Annotated in this window: 9 protein-coding genes, 3 tRNA genes, 1 pseudogene and 1 riboswitch; of the genes and pseudogenes, 1 reads left to right on the top strand and 12 read right to left on the bottom strand. The window is 59.0% G+C overall.

What is annotated here, in order from left to right; all coding sequences use genetic code 11:
* Positions 1–5: 5 nt before the first annotated feature.
* The 4 genes from TC41_RS05320 to TC41_RS05305 form a co-directional block, all read right to left on the bottom strand.
* The gene (locus TC41_RS05320) at positions 6–1,766 is read right to left on the bottom strand and encodes a DUF1156 domain-containing protein (protein WP_202797559.1); all 1,761 of its coding nucleotides are present in this window, start codon (positions 1,764–1,766) and stop codon (positions 6–8) included.
* 161 nt (positions 1,767–1,927) lie between these two features.
* On the bottom strand, positions 1,928–3,628 hold the full coding sequence (locus TC41_RS05315) for an IS1634 family transposase (protein ID WP_014463988.1): 1,701 nt from the start codon (positions 3,626–3,628) through the stop codon (positions 1,928–1,930).
* A gap of 14 nt (positions 3,629–3,642) precedes the next feature.
* Positions 3,643–4,884 (bottom strand): DUF1156 domain-containing protein, encoded by a 1,242-nt coding sequence (locus tag TC41_RS05310; RefSeq protein ID WP_014463987.1) that lies wholly within the window; start codon positions 4,882–4,884, stop codon positions 3,643–3,645.
* A gap of 22 nt (positions 4,885–4,906) precedes the next feature.
* Complete coding sequence (locus tag TC41_RS05305) at positions 4,907–8,419, bottom strand: helicase-related protein (protein WP_014463986.1); 3,513 nt, start codon at positions 8,417–8,419, stop codon at positions 4,907–4,909.
* 376 nt (positions 8,420–8,795) lie between these two features.
* On the opposite strand from TC41_RS05305, the gene TC41_RS05300 reads away from it, so the two are divergent.
* Positions 8,796–10,148, top strand: coding sequence for an IS1380 family transposase (locus tag TC41_RS05300; protein WP_014463112.1), 1,353 nt, complete (start codon positions 8,796–8,798; stop codon positions 10,146–10,148).
* Positions 10,149–10,540: 392 nt separating this feature from the next.
* Here the strand turns inward: TC41_RS05300 and TC41_RS05295 are convergent.
* From TC41_RS05295 to TC41_RS05250, 8 genes and pseudogenes are all read right to left on the bottom strand, one after another.
* Positions 10,541–10,615: transfer RNA gene (locus TC41_RS05295), tRNA-Thr, on the bottom strand.
* 3 nt (positions 10,616–10,618) lie between these two features.
* Positions 10,619–10,695, bottom strand: a tRNA-Met gene (locus TC41_RS05290).
* Between the two features lie 10 nt (positions 10,696–10,705).
* Positions 10,706–10,797, bottom strand: a tRNA-Ser gene (locus tag TC41_RS05285).
* A gap of 126 nt (positions 10,798–10,923) precedes the next feature.
* Positions 10,924–12,363: pseudogene (locus TC41_RS15695) on the bottom strand (ISLre2-like element ISAlac1 family transposase).
* Between the two features lie 440 nt (positions 12,364–12,803).
* Positions 12,804–13,931, bottom strand: coding sequence for an HAD family hydrolase (locus TC41_RS05265; protein ID WP_014463981.1), 1,128 nt, complete (start codon positions 13,929–13,931; stop codon positions 12,804–12,806).
* 15 nt (positions 13,932–13,946) lie between these two features.
* Positions 13,947–15,023, bottom strand: coding sequence for a 3-phosphoserine/phosphohydroxythreonine transaminase (gene serC, locus TC41_RS05260; RefSeq protein ID WP_041695716.1), 1,077 nt, complete (start codon positions 15,021–15,023; stop codon positions 13,947–13,949).
* Between the two features lie 60 nt (positions 15,024–15,083).
* On the bottom strand, positions 15,084–16,673 hold the full coding sequence (gene serA / locus TC41_RS05255; protein WP_014463979.1) for a phosphoglycerate dehydrogenase: 1,590 nt from the start codon (positions 16,671–16,673) through the stop codon (positions 15,084–15,086).
* 63 nt (positions 16,674–16,736) lie between these two features.
* Positions 16,737–16,818: riboswitch (ZMP/ZTP riboswitch) on the bottom strand.
* A gap of 36 nt (positions 16,819–16,854) precedes the next feature.
* Entirely contained in the window at positions 16,855–18,090 is a 1,236-nt protein-coding gene (locus TC41_RS05250) for an aspartate kinase (protein ID WP_041695715.1), read from the bottom strand.
* Positions 18,091–18,127: the final 37 nt, after the last annotated feature.

The following is an 18,127-nucleotide window of genomic DNA, read 5'->3' as shown; positions in this document are numbered from 1 at the left end:
CCGTCCTATTCCACATCCAGAGTTAATTGAGAACCCGACAGCCCAGTCTTTTGAGCCACTTCGGCAATGGCATCCCAACTCGCAATCAGTTCGTTGTATGCCCTTGCCTCTTCCGCCCATCCCTTGCGCTCACACAATGTATAGAGCCGATACGCCAATGAGCGGATAGACTCGGAAAGACCGTACATGCCCGCAAGCAGCTCTCCCGCAGTCTGCTCACCTTCCAGTTGGAGTGCACGGATCAGATGATGGAGCGCCTCCCATACGGGTGTGTCATGCTCCTGGCCCGGCCTCCAATCGGACGGATACTCCTGCCACCGCAGCAATCGGACTTTGCCATGACCCGCAGTCAGAACATCCCCAGCGCGTACCGCATCCACACTCGTCCCCTTGGCACGCGCCAAGACGTCGGCACGCCCGAAGTCAGCCTCTGACCATCCGAATTGGTCGAACCAGTTTATGCAAAATAACGTGTTGGCGTCGACCTCCGCATCGGAGGCATGCAAATAAGAGTCAACAATTCGATTAATTAACTGTAAAGCCGTCTTCACCGTCATCGGTGACCCATCTGCTTCAAGCACTGCGGCGTATTTGGAGAATACGGCCATACCGGGGCCAATCGCAGCTTGTTGGAGATCGACTGCGGCGATAGGCGACCGACCCGTGCCCCCGTTCACCATCTCCGAAAGTGCATCGGGGATTACGGTATTGAGCTCTCGGAGAAAATGCCTTCGTGATACCTTTTCAGCGTCACTCGATCTTTTCCGGCACACAATCACAATGGAAGAAGCGAGTGCATTGCTGTCCTGCCCAAGGATACGGTTCGTCAGCTCAGTACGTAGAGGCCAAGTCCCCGTGATAGAGAACCCGGCCCTAAGCAGCGCCTCTAGAAATGCGATCCAACCGATCGACGAAGTTCCATCCTGATCGGTATCAGACTGCTTAAAGGCGTAATATATCGTAACTGGAAACGCAGGGTGCGCAGAACGGACCAATTGGTCCATGGCGTTTGACATGCCTTGCAAGAAGAAGGAATTGGCCTCTTCCCGGGTGCCGTGGCGATACGGCGTTGCAACCAACTCTTCATCCTTCGGGACAGCAACCGTTGCAAAAAGTCCCGGAAGAACTGTGTGCAAGGATCGTCGAAGCCATACATAGAAGAAGTCTGAAAGATCCGCGTAACCAATATTGTCGTAGTACGGAGGATCCGTCGAAACGATTTTGCCTGTACTTAGGGTTTGCGTCTGCGCATTCGCAATATGAGCTTCACCCGCTATTGCTTGCATCGGAGCATTCTCTACTGCTTCCCACACCCAATCTACCATGGCCATCCAGTTTCCCGTCGAGTCCGAAAAAGGATTCGCCTCAGCAAAATCCCATACCATGGGGATGGCTTGTCTGGAGAACGTGTTACGAATGTTCTCTCTTGATGAATCCCAACTTGCTATTGAAGACAGCCTATCTGCCAATTTATCAACCGCAAGAGCCAAATACACCGCCACCGCATCCGCATATGCCGTCGCACCTGAACCACCATCCTCAAGTCCTATTCCATCGTCCGGCATCCCGCTGTTACGTGCATCCTCGTACACCTTTTTCCGTGCTTCTGAAACGAGATCAGAAAAGGTACTCAGAGCGATCAGCTGTCTGTGTGTAAAGTAATCCTTGAACTCGACAAAACCATAACTTCTTCCTTGTGCGTTACTGGCAAATGTCCCTCTGCAGGTTTGATGCGGTAACTTTTCTATAAAATCTTCTCTACCCACATTTCGCGCCGCGCGACAGAAACTTAGCTGGAAACTCGAGCGAGGTAGCCATCTGAGCGTCCGACGACTGTGGGACTGGAAGGGTGTAGGATATCGAAAGCGCGATCTTTTTGAGAAATGTTCAGTTTTGGAAACCCTGTGCACACGGCCCCAAACGTTGATCAAGCCGTCTTTTGCGCTTCCGTGTAGATGCTCAGGTCCATGTTCAGCAGCTTAAGAACCCTCATGATCTGAGGATTATGAGGCGTTGCAGGTACTCGCTGCCACGTGTCGCCGACCTGCATGTGCACGGTCGTCATTCCATCCAGCATCTCGAGGATGGCCAACCCTGTTGGACGAAAACTCTTTCGTTTGCCTGGCAGCATGAGCGGTTCCGTTTCCCGTTTCATCTTCTCTCGGATGAGATATTCCAATACACTATACAAGAGTAGGGATAACAGCATGACGAAACCGAACGCTTTCACCCGTGTCGGCTTATGCAGGTAGATGGGACCCACGTGATACGGGCTTTTCAGATATCGAAAACGCGCCTCCACCTCGTGTTGTTCCTTATACAGGCGGAGGATCTGTTCATCTGACACACGCTGATCATCGCGGATGTCGGTGATGAGCACAAACGTCGCTTCCTTCTCTCGCCACTGCTGAACCCGCTCCTCAGAAGGCGGTAAGATCTCCACTTCCACACGGTACTGTGTATGCACCGGCGGTGGCGGGTCATCTTTGCGCGGGCGACCGCGGCGCGCGCGTTTTTCCTGCACCTGCTCGGCACATATGCGGGCGGAGATGGGATGCAAAGTGGCACGGTGTTCGTGCATGAAGGTCTGCATGGCCATCTGTGCATCTTGTTCACAACTGTAGACGTTTTGGTTCATCGCCTTGGCCGCTTTCTCCAGCGCAGCCTTCTCACGCTTGAGCACCTCTTCGAGCTTGCGCTCCTTCCGGGTATCCAGGCTGGAGGAGCGCACCACCACGAATCGATACGTTCGCCCGTACAGCGTGCGACGGAAGGCCTGGATCCTGTAATGGGCGCTGTCTTCCGCCTCAGCGAGCCGACCGACTTCTTTCCAGCTGTTTTCTTTCTCCCATGCCGCTCTCTTCAGGTCCTCGGACAGCTTATACGTCCCCGGCAGTCGTGAGATGAAATGGATGTCTTCCTCCGCCAAAAGCTCAAGGTTGTCCTTCGTCACCAACGCCGCGTCCGCGACGTAGACGCTTCTCTTTCGCGTCTCCTCATCGAGCTGGCTCAGGAGTTGCTGGATGTTCTCGAAATTCCATGTGTGATCGTCCAAGTTCCCAGGGTTGACGTTCGCGCATAGCCCCAGACCATGGACGGTGCAAAGTCCAAACACAATTTGCTTGAGATCAGGCCGGTGGTCCTTGGAGAATCCCCGGTCAATGCGAAACGCTGTTTGGTCCAGGTACTCGCCTGTCACAGAGAGCGACGTGGTATCCGCATGGATGGGGATGAGTTCGTTGGAATCGCTGAGCACCCGGAGTCTGCGTAGCGTGTGTAGGGCGATACGCGCGTATAATGCCTCGAGACCTGCGTCGTACAAGGCATCCAGAGCCCGGGCCAAAGCGTCATCATGGAGATCGTCTGCGGAGACGCCGTTTCCAAGCAGGACTTCCACATCCCGTTGCGCGTAGAACTCCTCCACTCGGTAGAGGGCTTCGCGGTTCGTGCCGATATTAACTAGCAACGCCTTGGTACGCAACCCGATGGACAGCTTGCTATCCGGACGTGGCACGAACTCGTCGATGATCTCTACCCACTTCAATTCGTCGATCAGTCTGGCTAAAACGGGCGCAGGCCCCATGACATACGAGCGAACTGGACCGAACAACTGGAAAGCCTCCCGCACGAAGATACGACGGGCTATCCAATTCCACGTGTGGAATCAAAATTCCTGTCGAAAATGAACACAAGCCCAAAAACGGGCGCGAAATGTGGGTCTCTACAAAAATAGGTGTGTATTTCTCGTTGCAGGGAGTCTACGTCGATAACATCTGGTGCCAAATAAATTCGACCGTGCCTCCCCTGCACCACAACGGCCATTAGCCGGAACCCCATCTTACCGCAATTCGCCTGCTCGTCGATGTAGTCAGCTTTAATCGGACTTCCAGATACAATGCATTTGAATGTCGCCTTTATCTTTCTTCCATTCTCAGCCACCCATGTAGTTCCAGCATCGATCTCTTTCAAGTTTCCTGTTGCTAAACCAGACACGACGGTAAATGAATATCTATCTCCATTGACGACAGGTTGAATAAACACCTCTTTTCCCTTCTTCTTAGAAAGCCAAAAGGAGCTAATCAACGGTACATCCACATGACTGTACGCCGGATTCGGACTCTTGACCGTCCGTGCCCAAAGCCATGCGATGACCGTGGCCTTGCCACCCCCATGTTCGGGTGGCAATTCCACCTGCGGATACAGGTGACCGATGCGCTTGAATGCTTCGTCGCGCATCCATTTGCCGTAGTATCGAATGTCCTCCGCCAATCCACGCGCGCCTTTGCACTCCTCTTCGAGCAGTCCCATTTTGGACCGCGCCTCTGGATTGACAGGCGGCCTTCCCGCAAACTTCGGTGGAATTTCGATCAGCGCCTTGTTGATCAAAACGGCCACCGGATTCAGGTCCGATGCGTAGGCTTGCAGTCCTAAACGTTGCGCCTCAAGCGGGATAGAACCGCCGCCCGCAAACGGATCGTGAAAAGCGGGCAGCTTGTCCGGATCAAATCCCGGCAACCCCTTGTTCATCTCACAAGTCTCCCGCCAGCTCTTCAAGATCTCTTCACGAGCTTCGCGCAGGACTTCTTCGTTGTTTGAGTTCTCCCACTTCACCAAGCGGCGCATGATATCGAACAGACGTTCGCGTTCTCTTTGCGCCTGTTCTTTCGTCATGCCAGGTTTGTAGCCGCGTTCACCGCCGGGATCATTCACCAACTGTGCAAACAGAACCGCCCGTGCTGCCGCCAAGGGACGACGCGCCCACCACAGATGCAGAGTGGAAGGATGGCCGTGACGAATGGATTTCTCCCTCGCAGCTTCGGCATTAATATCATCAAGCGGCAGTGCCACTTCAATGAGCTTCTTCGGCGCTCTTACTTTCGGCACAACCTTAGCACCCCTCTCTGTGTTACAAGGACTGCTCCACAGGTACCGCACGCTCCAGGAGGAGCCTCAAGTCAAACGTCTTGCTGACTTCCGCCCAGTCTGGACGCTCACGGAACGGATTGCGGATGTAGTAAGGGCCGTCCACACGGTCGCCATCCACGATCACAATGGCCAGCAGAAACTTGTCCCCCTGATTGAGCGCGTACATCATCTCGTTGCGGGTGACGGTAATCGTGTCCTGGCCCTTGGCGCGGCCTTTCACCTCGATATGCCGCTCTGCAGCAATAGTCCCGTCAGGCTTCCGGATTCGCGCCGTGATGTCCCAACCACATTTCGCGGCCGAAACGTCGATGACTTCGTGGCCCATCCGCCGTTCCGCTTCCAGGACAGCTTCCATCGCGACACGCTCGATGCGCGCTCGGCTTACGACGTCCGCAGAAGGAGCCTCACCGCGCAGTCTTGTCAAGAATCCCGCCGGAATGACCAGTGCACCACCGACGACAACTGGCGTTGCCGAAATCAAGTGGCGCATCGCTTCCAGTTCCCTCTTACGCTGTTCCAATCGTGCCGTCAAGTCCTCAATGATACGCCGCACGTTCTCGAGTTGCATGCGCGGCTGTTTTCCGGCGGCAATGTCATCCTTCAACTTCTCGTGCCGGTCTACCCAATACTGGATTTCACTCGACAACCGCTTGTGAACCTCGTCCCTCACACGGGTAACTTCACGGTTCCTACGTTCTTGGATTTCCTGATAATGCGGACCTCCAATGAGCGCAATAGCGTGCTTTTGCGCCAAGGCGTCGAGATCGCCCGACAACCACGGCTGACGCAGGATTTCTCGCACCAGATGGCGTTCCTCGTCCGTGGCCCCGCGCAGATCCAGGTGTGGTGCATAGCCCTTTAGCGCGACCTCACCATTCTCATACACGGCAACAAACTGAACGCGACGAGAAACGTCACGCGTCTGGCCTCCCAAAGGCTGCTCCCGAACCGCGTGTTCTATCAAAAACAACATGTAGGGACGGTCACTGTCGTCGTGGTCGTCTACGAGAATTGCACCTTGCCTGAGCGCAGTTCGCCCGCGTTCCAGAGTCAAATCGGTCACAGCTTGCATCAACGGGTGACCGGTGTGAAGAAGTGCCGCCACAGGTTTGTGGGGAACTCGGACTAACTCGCGTTCGAAGCAAACGCGCTCGTAGCGTTTTAAGACGGGCTTGCGATTACCCCGATCCCGCCCGCTGATCTGCCGATCCCGTTCGCGGATGACGGCGGGGACGTGGGTGATTTCGTAACGCTCCCGTTCCCGCTCTTTCAATTCACCGCCAAGTCGCGCGAATGCTTCACGAAAGAACGCACGGATGAAATACGGATGAAGCCGTCTCGCCTCCGCCTTCTCCATTTCCTCTTTCACGTGATACAGGCGCTCCGGACTCATCACTTCTTCGCAGAGCGCGTTACGCTCCAGGATGGCTTTGAGATGTTCCCGATCCAGCGCGCCATCGACCTCACGCTCAAGCCGTGCGCGCACTTCTGGATCATCGCCCCGTCGGATGGCTTCGATGAGCAGCTCCTTGAGCGGCTTTTCCTCAAACACTTGGCCGAGGATGTCAAAGACCCGGCCTTGCAACGCCTCGCGTTCCACCTTCAGCTTTTCAAACAGGCGTTGAAAAACCTCACCCTCACGGGTTTTCGACGCCACCAGATTCCACATGTAGCAGACTTCCGTCTGGCCAATGCGGTGAATGCGCCCGAACCGTTGTTCCAGACGATTTGGGTTCCACGGCAGGTCGTAGTTGATGAGCAGGTTCGCATTCTGAAGATTGACGCCTTCTCCAGCCGCGTCGGTCGCCAAGAGAATCAGCGTATCGGGATCGTGCCAGAACTTCTCCTGGATCTTTCGGCGTTCGTCCCGCTTGGTGCCGCCGTGAATCGCGACGATGGCATCGGGACGCCCTAGAAAGCCTTCCATTTTGCGCTGCAGATAGTTCAGCGTGTCACGATGCTCCGTGAAGATGATAAGCTTGCGACGGTTGCCTGACTTATCCCGCATCTCCGGTTCGTCGTGCAGCAGCGTCGACAGCTGTGTCCACTTCGAGTCCTGGTTGGACAGGACCAGTTGGTAAGCGAGCGCCTCCAGCCGTTCCAACGTGCGGATCTCCTGCTCCAGCTCGGCGATGGTCTGGGCCGCCGTTGCCTGGGACGCGATCTCGTCCTCTAACTCTTCGTATTCCCCACCCGGTAGTTCCTCGTCGGATTCATAAATGTCATCTGGCACATCGTGCAACTGAACCCACGCGAGTCGGCCCCGGTGCTCGATCTTCGCTTCATCGAGTTGCCGCTGCAGGCGCTCGCGCCGGCGCTTGAGCGACTGGTAAATGGCCTCTGGGCTGGATGCCAGCCTTCTCTGCAAGGTGGTCAAGGCAAAGCCCACCGTGCCCTTTCTCCCAACCTCCAGCCTGTCCGCTCGATTCATCTCCTCGCGCACGTATTCCGTCACTTGCTGGTACAATGCCGCCTCGAGATCTGACAGTTCGTAGTAGATGGTCTCCGCGCGCCGTTCGGGGAACAATGGCGTTCCATCGAACTTAACAAGCTCTTCTTTCACCATGCGCCGCATCAGGTCCGAGACGTCAACCTGATGCGCGCCATCGCGGAATTTTCCATAAAATCGATCCGAGTCCAGCAAGGAAAGGAAGAGTTGAAAGTCCTCCTCCCGCCCATTGTGCGGTGTCGCCGTCATGAGCAAAAAATGGCGCGTGATGCTACCGACCAGCTTGCCAAGCTTGAACCGTTTGGTCTCGTTCACTTTGTTCCCGTACCAACTGGCGGACATCTTGTGCGCCTCATCGACGACAACCAGATCCCAGCGCGTACGCCCCAACTTCTCGAGCAGGGAATCGTTGCGGCTGAGTTGGTCGAGCCTTGCGATGAGGCGATCCCGTTCCTCAAACGGGTTTCCCGTGCGGCTCAACTGCTCCATCTCGCGTGAAAACAACTCAAATTCGAGATCAAATTTCTCGTACAGCTCATCCTGCCACTGTTCGACAAGACTGCCGGGCGCGATAATGAGAATCCGTACCGCATCCGCCCGGATCATCAGTTCTCGTATGTACAACCCGGCCATGATGGTTTTTCCAGCGCCGGGATCGTCAGCGAGCACAAAGCGCAAAGGCTGGCGCGGAAGCATCGACTCGTAGACCGCCGTAATCTGATGCGGAAGCGGCTGAACATTCGACGTGTGCACGGCCATCATCGGATCGAACAGGTGGGCGACATGAATTCGGTATGCCTCAGCCGCCAGCTTGAAGTCCTCTCCATAGGCTTCGAACGACCACGGCAACCCCGCCTCCGCCAAACGAAGGGATGGTTCATGACTACGGAACAGAGTTTGTTCCTGCAGCGTCCCGCTTGCCGTTCGAAACATCACGTGCACAGCATCCGGACCAATCGGCTCCGCACTGAGAATCCTCACCGCTTCATGGGGGACAAGTCCTTCCACTACGGCATCCTTTTTGATGTGTTCCAGTCGAAGCAACCCTTATCCCCCCATCTTCTATGTATTGCTTTCTCGTGGGAGCAGTGTCAATCCGGATGTCAATGGCGCGAGGAACGGCGTCATCCATCCCACACATAGCCACCGACGGAACGCATCAGAAAACCGCCACATCAGATTCACTATCTCCTTCCTTAGACCGTCACTTCAAGAGTCGAACCTCGTCCTAAGCGATTTGCGAATTTACATGAACCATCGCTGCAATTCTCCACAAAGTAATTTGCCACAAGTTCCTAGTGTAAAGTAGTCCTGAATCCGTGACGAGTAGGTGCGAAAATTGCTGAAGCGCTCGTGGTTGGTCCTGTAGAATTGAGATAGTTCGGATATCGGCTGTATTCAATCCCTCTTCACCATCGGGGTGAACCACTTGCGTTTCATCATTGAAGAATCCGATGAAGTCATCGTCACGCATTCGGGAATGACCCTTGTCGGCGTGTTGCTTGATAAAACCAGAATCGGCGAGCGGTTGAATCAGACCCGCCTGCCTGGTATGGGCAAACCGGATATTTCAAACCGGGACGTGGCATACTCATACATCGGGCTGCTTTGCCAAGGCAAGACCGACTTCGACCACATCGAAGCGTTTCGAGATGACGAGTTTTTCATGATCGCACTGCAAGTAGACAACGTGCCTTCGAGCCCGACGCTGCGCCAGCGTTTGGACATGGTTGCCGGAAAATCCGGCTGGGAGTCCATTCTCCGGGAAGAGTCCGCAAGGCTCCTGAGAGCCCTCGATGTAACTCTGCATCCGATTGAACTGGGCGTGCCTGCAGAGCGTCGAACTTACATCCCGCTGGATATCGACGTCAGTCCCTTTGATAATTCCGGCACGAAGAAGGAAGGCGTGTCCCGTACATACAAGGGGCACGACGGATATGCTCCCATCTTTGCTTACCTTGGCCAAGAGGGCTACGTGGTCAATGTCCAGTTGCGTGAAGGCAGTACCCACGTACAAAAGGGCACGTCGACTTTCCTGCGGGAGAGTATTCAGTATGCAAGGCAGGTGACGGACCTCCCGCTTCTGGTTCGTCTGGATGCCGGCAATGACAGTGCAGAAAACATCGCCGTGTGTCGCTCCCAGGACAGCAGGGCCGAGTTCATCATCAAGCGCAACTTGCGAAAGGAGAGCCCCGAGGCCTGGCTTGTGATTGCCCAGCGACACGGGACATGTCATGAACCTCGTCCCGGCAAGAAGGTATATCATGGTTCGCTGATGTGTCCCGTCAAGGGTGTATCCGAACCAGTTCGCATGGTGTTCGAAGTTATCGAACGGACCATGACGGCCGACGGCCAAATCTTATTGGTACCGGACATTGAGGTCAGCGCCTACTGGACCTCACTGCCGGATGACCCGGCTGTGATCATTCGCCTGTATCACGACCACGCCGTGATGGAACAGTTCCACAGCGAAATCAAGACGGATCTGGACGCCGAGCGGCTGCCCTCGGGTAAATTCGCCACGAACAACTTGGTATTGCACTTTGTATGCGTGGCGTACAATCTGCTGCGAGTGATCGGCCAGGAGAGTCTGAAGCGAAATGATGCGCCGCTACGAAAAAAGGCAGAACGTCGCCGGATCCGGACTGTGATTCAGAACCTGATGACACTGGCTGCGAAGATGGTGCGACACGCCAGACAGACCAAGCTGAAATTGGGGTACGGGAATCGATGGCTCCCGGCATTTCGGCGATTGTACTTGGCCTTTGCGTAACGTGAACTGTGTCGAGCAAAGACACTGCATATGACCTGACATGGAAACCGAACCCAACCATTCACGAGTCCAGGGGGGACATCTGCCTTTTCGCCGCACTGGCTCCAACCGATATTCACAATCCCTAAGAAAATTGAATGTACATCCGTGAAATCGCAGTGAAGGGGCTTGCGAGAACACACATCAGCCTCTTTCCATCGGCCCTGTCACGGATTCAGGGTAGTGTCTCGCAACCGCTCACAATTGTGACCATTCACCATCCCGGACACGAAGCCCCTAGAGCGAAGCGATTTGAGACGTGGGCAGACTCCATAAGCTATCCAAATACAAATCGAGGCCCCGACCCATTCGGATTCGGAGCCTCGCTCCCTTGCCGCGCCTGCGGCTTCTTATGGAGCCACCTGTCGGATTCGAACCGACGACCTGCTCATTACGAGTGAGCTGCTCTACCCCTGAGCCAAGGTGGCATATGGTAGCGGCGGAGGGATTCGAACCCCCGACAGCACGGGTATGAACCGTGTGCTCTGACCAACTGAGCTACGCCGCCGCGGAAATCGTGGCGGAGAGAGTGGGATTCGAACCCACGAGGCGGCGTTGACCGCCTACACGATTTCCAATCGTGCTCCTTCGACCACTCGGACATCTCTCCGCAATTCGCTCAATGGAGCCAAACGACGATTGTTATCATAGCAGCATTCTGCCGACTCTGCAAGCACAAAATTTCTCATGTCCGTGTCAAGTTGTCGTAGGGGAGGACCTCACCGCTTAGGTTGAGTCAGGCAACCGTGGCTGAAACTCTGGCGAGCTCACGAAGCACGTACTTCACCCATGGTCGGTCCGCATGCGGACCGACCAATGCTGGCATGTGTTTTTCCAGCCAAGTCGCCGCTTCTTCGACCCGTCTCGCGATTTCCGCCTCGTTCACTGGCTTTGTCTTCACCGGCACTTCCGCCTGCATTTCCGAACGAGAAGGCGTGTTGGCCCGCAGAGGCTCGTGATTGGCGCGCGTTGCAATCAGCCGCACTAACGCATCCGCCCCTGGCTTGCTCCAACGTGCCCCATGGCGCTTCATCCGTCGCGCCACGTGGTGGAACACCTGGCCCTCAATTGCACCCAGACTCACCACATCATCATCGCCACAATGCCTTGCCAATTCTTCTCCATGTATGATTTCAGCTTCGAGATACGCTGCTTCTTCGCCCCTTCGCTTTGCTTCTCCATCTTCGTCAGCACCTTTTCTACCCGCGACCACTCCTCGGTTCTCACCGCATCCCATACCTTCCGGTAGGCCTGCGTCTCCCGTCCCAAGGCCGCAACCATCGCCTGCCGCAGGTGAAAGGGATCCAATCGATATCGAGCCCCAGGGGAGCATTCCGACGCCCTTCTTCGCCCATTCCGCCCCGTCCGCGCCGAGCCAACATCGTTTCACGCTGGCCCAATCCCACACGCGCCCAAAAAGAGGACACCGCTTCCTCCCAGAAGCGTTCAGCTTCCTCAGTCCCCGCGACCACCTGTCGATTCATCAGGGCGCGCCGTTCCCGCCCTTGTTCCTGCTTGCCTTCATACGCCACGGCCACCTTCAATTCGAAGTGTGACTGGCCCTCTTCCTCCCTGCGCCCTCGGACATACACGCCATCCGCTTCCACGAAGAGTGTCTCGGCTTTGCGTCTCCCTCCCGGAGCGTCTCCTTGTTCGAACACCTTCTCCCGCTCCAGCTCCGCTCGGACGCGCTTCTCCCTCCGAGCCTTTGCACTTCTTGCCAAATCGCCATCGCGCTGATGTCCGGCACCCAAGTCTGTAGAATCTCTGCCGCGCGCCGGTACGACACATCTAAAGCCAACGCCACAGCTTGGTCTCTTAACTTCCCGCTCAATCGACGACGGGGTTCGAACCCTGCTACCTCATCCAACAGGAAGCGACGTTCGCCCGTCTTTCGATTGCGGTAGTAACGCCGACGATACGTGATCTCTCCCAGGGTGGACACGACCGTCCGTGGTTTACGCTGAATAAGTTCCCACTCATTTCGGTCACGCTCCGCCGCCAGCTTCTCGTCCCACGCTTCGAGCAAGCGCGGAACCATTTCCCTCATGAATTCGCCGAAGGACCTCATGAGCCTCTCTTCAAGAATCGCGAAGTCGCACGGATGCTCAGACAACCACAACAGATTCATCCACAGCGGCAGGAAACCCGCCGCGCCATCACGAATATCCAACATGAGAGACCTCACCTCTTCATCCGCGCTCCGAACGCGGGTTGTTTTTGTGCTCAGTGAGGTCTCTTCTCTTTGTCCCCGGAAAATCCTCCCGAGAACACCCCCTACTCAAACTTTATACGCTCATTTCTCATTTGGGACATCGGGCGCAGACTGAGAGGTCCGCTGGATGTCATCCACACTCTCAATGTGCGCCCCCTCTTGTATCGGCGCACGACGCTCGCTGCGCGCCTCCGGGTCCGGGCTTGGGCGGGCCCGACACCCCACGCAGCGGCCGCCCCGCCCAAACGCCACACCGCCCAAGCCACACCCGCAGGAGGCGTCTCCCGGAATGCAAAACACTGCCGTCTGCACACGCCCCCGCCCCGAGTAGGCCGTCGCGTAAAAAGGGCGACGCCACCTGCTCGCCGCCTCCTCGCCTTACCGTGGGCGGGACCGGGCCGTCACTCCACAGGCGCGAGGCTCAACTCCCGGCGCAGTTCCAGCACGTCGTTCAGGATGAAGTCCGCGCCGAGCCGCTCGAACTTCGGCCGCGCCGCCTGGCCCTCGAGCCCCGTCAGCACGGCGGCAAACGAGGCGCCGAGCCTGTCCGCCGCGAGCTTGTCGGCGATGGAATCCCCTACTACGAGCACCTCACCACGGATGCCCGGAATGGGAAGCTCGACCTGTAGGAGTTTCTCGACGTCCGCTTCGCCCATGAGCGAGCGGAGGTACGAGAACGGGTGCGGCTTGGACAGCGGCCGCGCGTGCGGCGCGCGCTCCTCCGCCGCCACCACGTCCGAGGCGTTCGTGACGCGTGCCGGATCGAAATACTTGAGCCAGCCGAAGTGCTCAAGCGGCACGCGCGTCTCAATCTCCGGCCGCCCGGTGGCAATGCCGAGCGTCACGCCCGCCGCCTTCAGATCCGCGAGCAGCGCGGCGAACGCGGCCGGATCGACAATCGGGTATTCGCTCGTGAGAAAGCCCGCCTTGCCCGTCGCCTTGCCGGTGTACGCGTCGCCGAGATACCACTCCTGGAACGTCTCCTGGCCGACCTGCCAGAGCGCGTGCGCGTCGGCCTCCGGGGCATACCGTGCGAGCGCCGCCCGCGCCCGCTCCATCAAATCCGACCGCGACGAAGCCCCTTCGTACAGCGCGTCGTATCCCTTCCAGGCGATCACGTACCCGGGCAGCGCCTCCCGCAGCATCTCCCCGATGGCGCGAAGCGAGGCCTCCGAAAAGCCCTCCCGGAGAACGGACCGGGCGCGATCGACCACCTCCGCGGACGCCTCCCGCGCGTGCTCGAGCGCCGCGACCCACTCCGCCACGAACACGAAGTACACCATGTCCCAGTTGGCATTCACGCCGATGTTCTTCAGGCCCTCGAGAACCGCATCGTCGCGAAACACGTCGCGGCGAATGGCGCGGATGGCCTCCTCGGCAGGCGCCGGGGAGAAGGCCGGCGAAACGGAGGACAGGCCGAGAAATCGCGGGCTCGTCAAGAGTTCATGCACGGTGAGCGCCGACGCGTCGAAATACCGCTCCTCGCTCAGCATGACGCCGTCCACATCGAACAAAATCGTCCTGAACATCCCGTCCTCCTCGCTTCAATGCCGGCGGGCAAAGTCGTCCATGAACTGCGCGAGCCGCTCCGCGGCCTCGATGGGCACCGCGTTGTACAGCGACACGCGGCAGCCCCCCACGCTCCGATGGCCTTTCAGGCCCACAAACCCCTTCTCCGCGGCCTCGCTCAAGAACGCGCGCTCCAACTCCTCACTCGGGAGCCGGAACGTCACGTTCATCTGCGATCTCGCCCGCTTCTCGGCGTGGCCGAGGTACAGGTGCGGATGACCATCGATGGCCTCGTACACGAGCGCTGCCTTCTTCCGGTTGCGCTCCGCCACGGCCGCGAGCCCGCCCATCTCTTCCACCCACGCGAGCACCCGCTCCATCACGTAGATGGCAAACGTGGGCGGCGTGTTGTAGAGTGAGTTCGACTTCACGTGCGTGCTGTAGCGCAACATCGCGGGCAGATCCGAGTTGGCCTCCGCCAAAAACGCGTCCTTCGCGATCACGACGGTGACCCCCGACGGCCCGAGATTCTTCTGCGCGCCCGCGTAGATGAGCGCAAAATCCGACACCTCAATCGGCCGCGAGAGGATGTCGCTCGACATGTCCGCCACAAGCGGGGAGGCGGTCTTCGGCAGCGCAGGCCACTGCGTGCCGTAGATGGTGTTGTTCGACGTGATGTGCACGTAGCGGAACGAGCCGTCGTCCTCCGGAATCGCCTCGGGGATGTCCCGATAGCCGCCCTTCGTCGCCCAGTCGTTCACGGCAATCTCGCCGAATCGCACCGCCTCGTCCCGCGCCTTTTCTGACCACGCGCCGGTCAGCACGTACAGGGCGCGATGGCCTGCGCGCAAAAAGTTCATCGGGATCATGGCGAACTGCAGGCTCGCGCCGCCCTGTAGAAAGAGCACGCGGTAATCGTCGGGAATACCGAGCAGTCGCCGAAGCCGCGCCTGCGCCTCGTTGTGAATGGCCTCGTACTCCTTGCTGCGGTGGCTCATCTCCATGACGCTCATGCCCGCGCCCCGGAAGTCGATGAGCTCCTCGCGCAGCTGCTCCAACACCTCGAGCGGCAGCGCCGCCGGGCCCGGATTGAAGTTGTCCACCCGCCTCACGGTCTCCACTCCTTCAGCAGATCTCTCTCAAGGGCGCCGATGTGCGCCTGCGCCCGCCTGTCACAGTTCGATGGCCCTGACCAGCCGAATGCCGGGATGCTTCGCGATCTCGTCGATCACGTCCTGGGGCACGCGCTTGTCGACCGACAGGAGCATCACCGCTTCTCCGCCCGTCTCCCGCCGGCCCACCTGCATGCCCGCGATGTTGATGTCGCGATCGCCCAAGAGCGTGCCGATGCGGCCGATCATGCCGGGCCGGTCCTCGTGCCGCGTGTAAATGAGAATGCCTTCGATGGGCGTGTCAATGGGATACCCGTCGAGCTCGACAATGCGCGGCCCATACTCCCCGAGGACCGTGCCCGTGACGCGGTGGGTGCCGTTGTCCGTCGCGACCGAGATCTCCACCTCGTTCGTGTACACCCGGCCGCGCGACTCGCGCACCTCCTGCACGCGCAGGCCCGCGTCTTCCGCGTACCGCAGCGCGTTGACGTAGTTGACCTCGCCGTCGTACTGGAAACTGAAGAAGCCTTTCAACACGGTGCGGGTGAGGTAGCCGCCGTCCGGATCGGAAGCGTCGCCGGCGTAGCGCACGGTCATGCTCGAAGGCGCGCCCTGCGCGAGCTGCGCCGCAAAAAGTCCCAGTTGCTCCGCGAGGGCGAGGTACGGTGCGAGCCGCTCCTTCTGGCGCTGGCTCAAGCTCGGCAGGTTCACCGCGTGCTCGAAGGTGTCGTCGCGAAGCACCTGCACGATTTCCTCCGCCACCTGAATCGCCACGTTCTCCTGCGCCTCCACCGTCGACGCGCCGAGGTGCGGCGTCAACACGACGTTCGGGCAGCGGCGAAGCGGGTGATCCATCGGCAGCGGCTCCTGCTCAAACACGTCGATGGCCGCGCCCGTCACGCGCCCTGTTTCGAGCGCCTCCGCGAGCGCCATCTCGTCGATGATGCCGCCGCGCGCGCAGTTGATGATCCGCACGCCCTCCTTCATCTGGGCGATCCGGCCTGCATCAATCATGTGGTGCGTCTCTTTCGTGAGCGGCGTGTGCACGGTGATGAAGTCGGCCTCGCGAATGGCGGTGTCGAGATCGCACCGTTTCACGCCGAGGCTCTGCGCGCGCTCCTCCGTGAGGAACGGATCATACCCGAGGACGGTCATGCCGAACGCCTTCGCGCGCTTCGCGACCTCGGTGCCAATGCGGCCCATGCCGAGCACGGCCAGCGTCTTGCCGCGAAGCTCGACGCCAATCCACTTCTTGCGGTTCCAGTTGCCCTGGAGGAGATCCCGATGGGCCGCGGGGATGTGCCGCGCAAGGCTGATCATCATCGCGAAGGTGTGCTCCGCCGCCGCAATGGTGTTGCCATCTGGGGCGTTGATGACCAGGATGCCACGGCGGGTGGCCGCCTCGAGGTCGATGTTGTCGACGCCGACGCCCGCGCGGCCGATGACCTTGAGCTTTTTCGCACGCTCGATCACGTCCCCCGTCACGCGCGTCTGCGAACGCACCACGAGGGCGTCCGCGTCGGCAATGGCCTCCTTCAGCTCGTCCGGGGTGAGGTTCGTCCTGACGACGACCTCCGCGCCCTCGAGGCCGGAGAGGATGTCGATGCCCGCCTGGGAGATGTCGTCCGTCACCAAGATCTTGGTCGCCATGTTCTCTCTCACCACTCCATAAGTACAATGAACGGCCCCTAGTCACTCCGCGCGAGACGCGCGTACAAGTGCCCAGGCGGCCGGCTCTTCCACTGTCGCACTCCCCCGTGGTCACCCACGTCATCCGCCAGTCATGCGACAGCTTCTCTATCATCTTGGCTCACAGTTCTGACTATAAAAACTATCGCGCATGGGTCAAGGGCGTCACGGCTTCCGCCTCGATAAACGCCCGGTGCAGCGCCTGCACCGCCACCTCGACCAAGTCGGCCGGAATCACGCACGACACCTTGATCTCCGAGGTGGTCACCATGTGAATCGGCACCTTGGCATCGCGAAGCGCCACAAACATCTGCGCCGCCACGCCCGGGTTCGAGATCATGCCCGCGCCCACGATGGACACCTTCGCGAGCGGCGACTCCTTCTCGATTCGCTTAAAGCCAATCTTGGGCTGCAACTCCGCCACAATCTGCTCCGCTTTGTCGAGATCGCTCTCGTGCACCGTGAACGACACGTCCACCGCCTGCTCGTCCACCACGCTCTGGACAATCACGTCCACGTTCACGCCGCGATCGGCCAGCGCCGAGAAGATGGCCGCAAGCGCGTGTTCCTCAACGGGCACGCCGACGACGGCGATGCGCGCCACCTGGCGTTCAAACGCGATGCCGGTGACTACCCGGCGGCCTTCCAGCTGATTCTCCGCCACGACTTGTGTCCCATCCCTTTCCGTAAAACTGGACCTCACGACGAGCTTCACGCCGAAGTGCTTGGCGTTTTCCACGGCGCGCGGGTGCAGCACCTGGGCACCGAGGTTGGCGAGCTCGAGCATCTCGTCGTACGAGATGGCCGCGAGCTTTTGCGCAGTCTTCACGACGCGCGGGTCCGTCGTGTACACGCCTTCGACGTCGGTGTAGATCTCGCAGAGATCCGCGCCGAGCGCTGCCGCGATGGCCACGGCCGAGGTGTCCGATCCGCCGCGCCCGAGCGTCGTGACCTCGCCGTCCGCAATGCCCTGAAATCCCGTCACCACCGGCACGACGCCCTGCGCCAGAAGCGCCCTCAGCGCCGCCGTGTCGATTCTCGCCACGCGGGCGTTGCCGTGCACCGGCTCGGTGGCAATCCCGGCCTGCCAACCTGTGAGCGACTTCGCCGGCACGCCGAGCGAGATGAGCCGCATGGCCAAAAGCGCCGCTGACACCTGCTCCCCTGTCGCGAGGAGCTGATCCATCTCCCGAGAATCCGGCCTGTCCACGATGGCTCCGGCGAGATCGACCAACTCGTCGGTGGTGTGGCCCATAGCGGAGACCACCACCACCACGTCGTGCCCCTCGGCGCGGGTCCGGGCGATGCGGTCCGCCACGGCCCGGATCCGCTCCGTCGATCCCACGGACGTGCCGCCATATTTCTGTACGACGAGCACCTTCTCCACTCCTTATCTCCATGATGGCGCCATTTCG

Source organism: Alicyclobacillus acidocaldarius subsp. acidocaldarius Tc-4-1 (assembly GCF_000219875.1).
Classification (GTDB): domain Bacteria; phylum Bacillota; class Bacilli; order Alicyclobacillales; family Alicyclobacillaceae; genus Alicyclobacillus; species Alicyclobacillus acidocaldarius_A.
The sequence above is the reverse complement of the archived record's forward strand: the minus strand, read 5'-3'. Positions and strand labels throughout refer to the sequence as shown.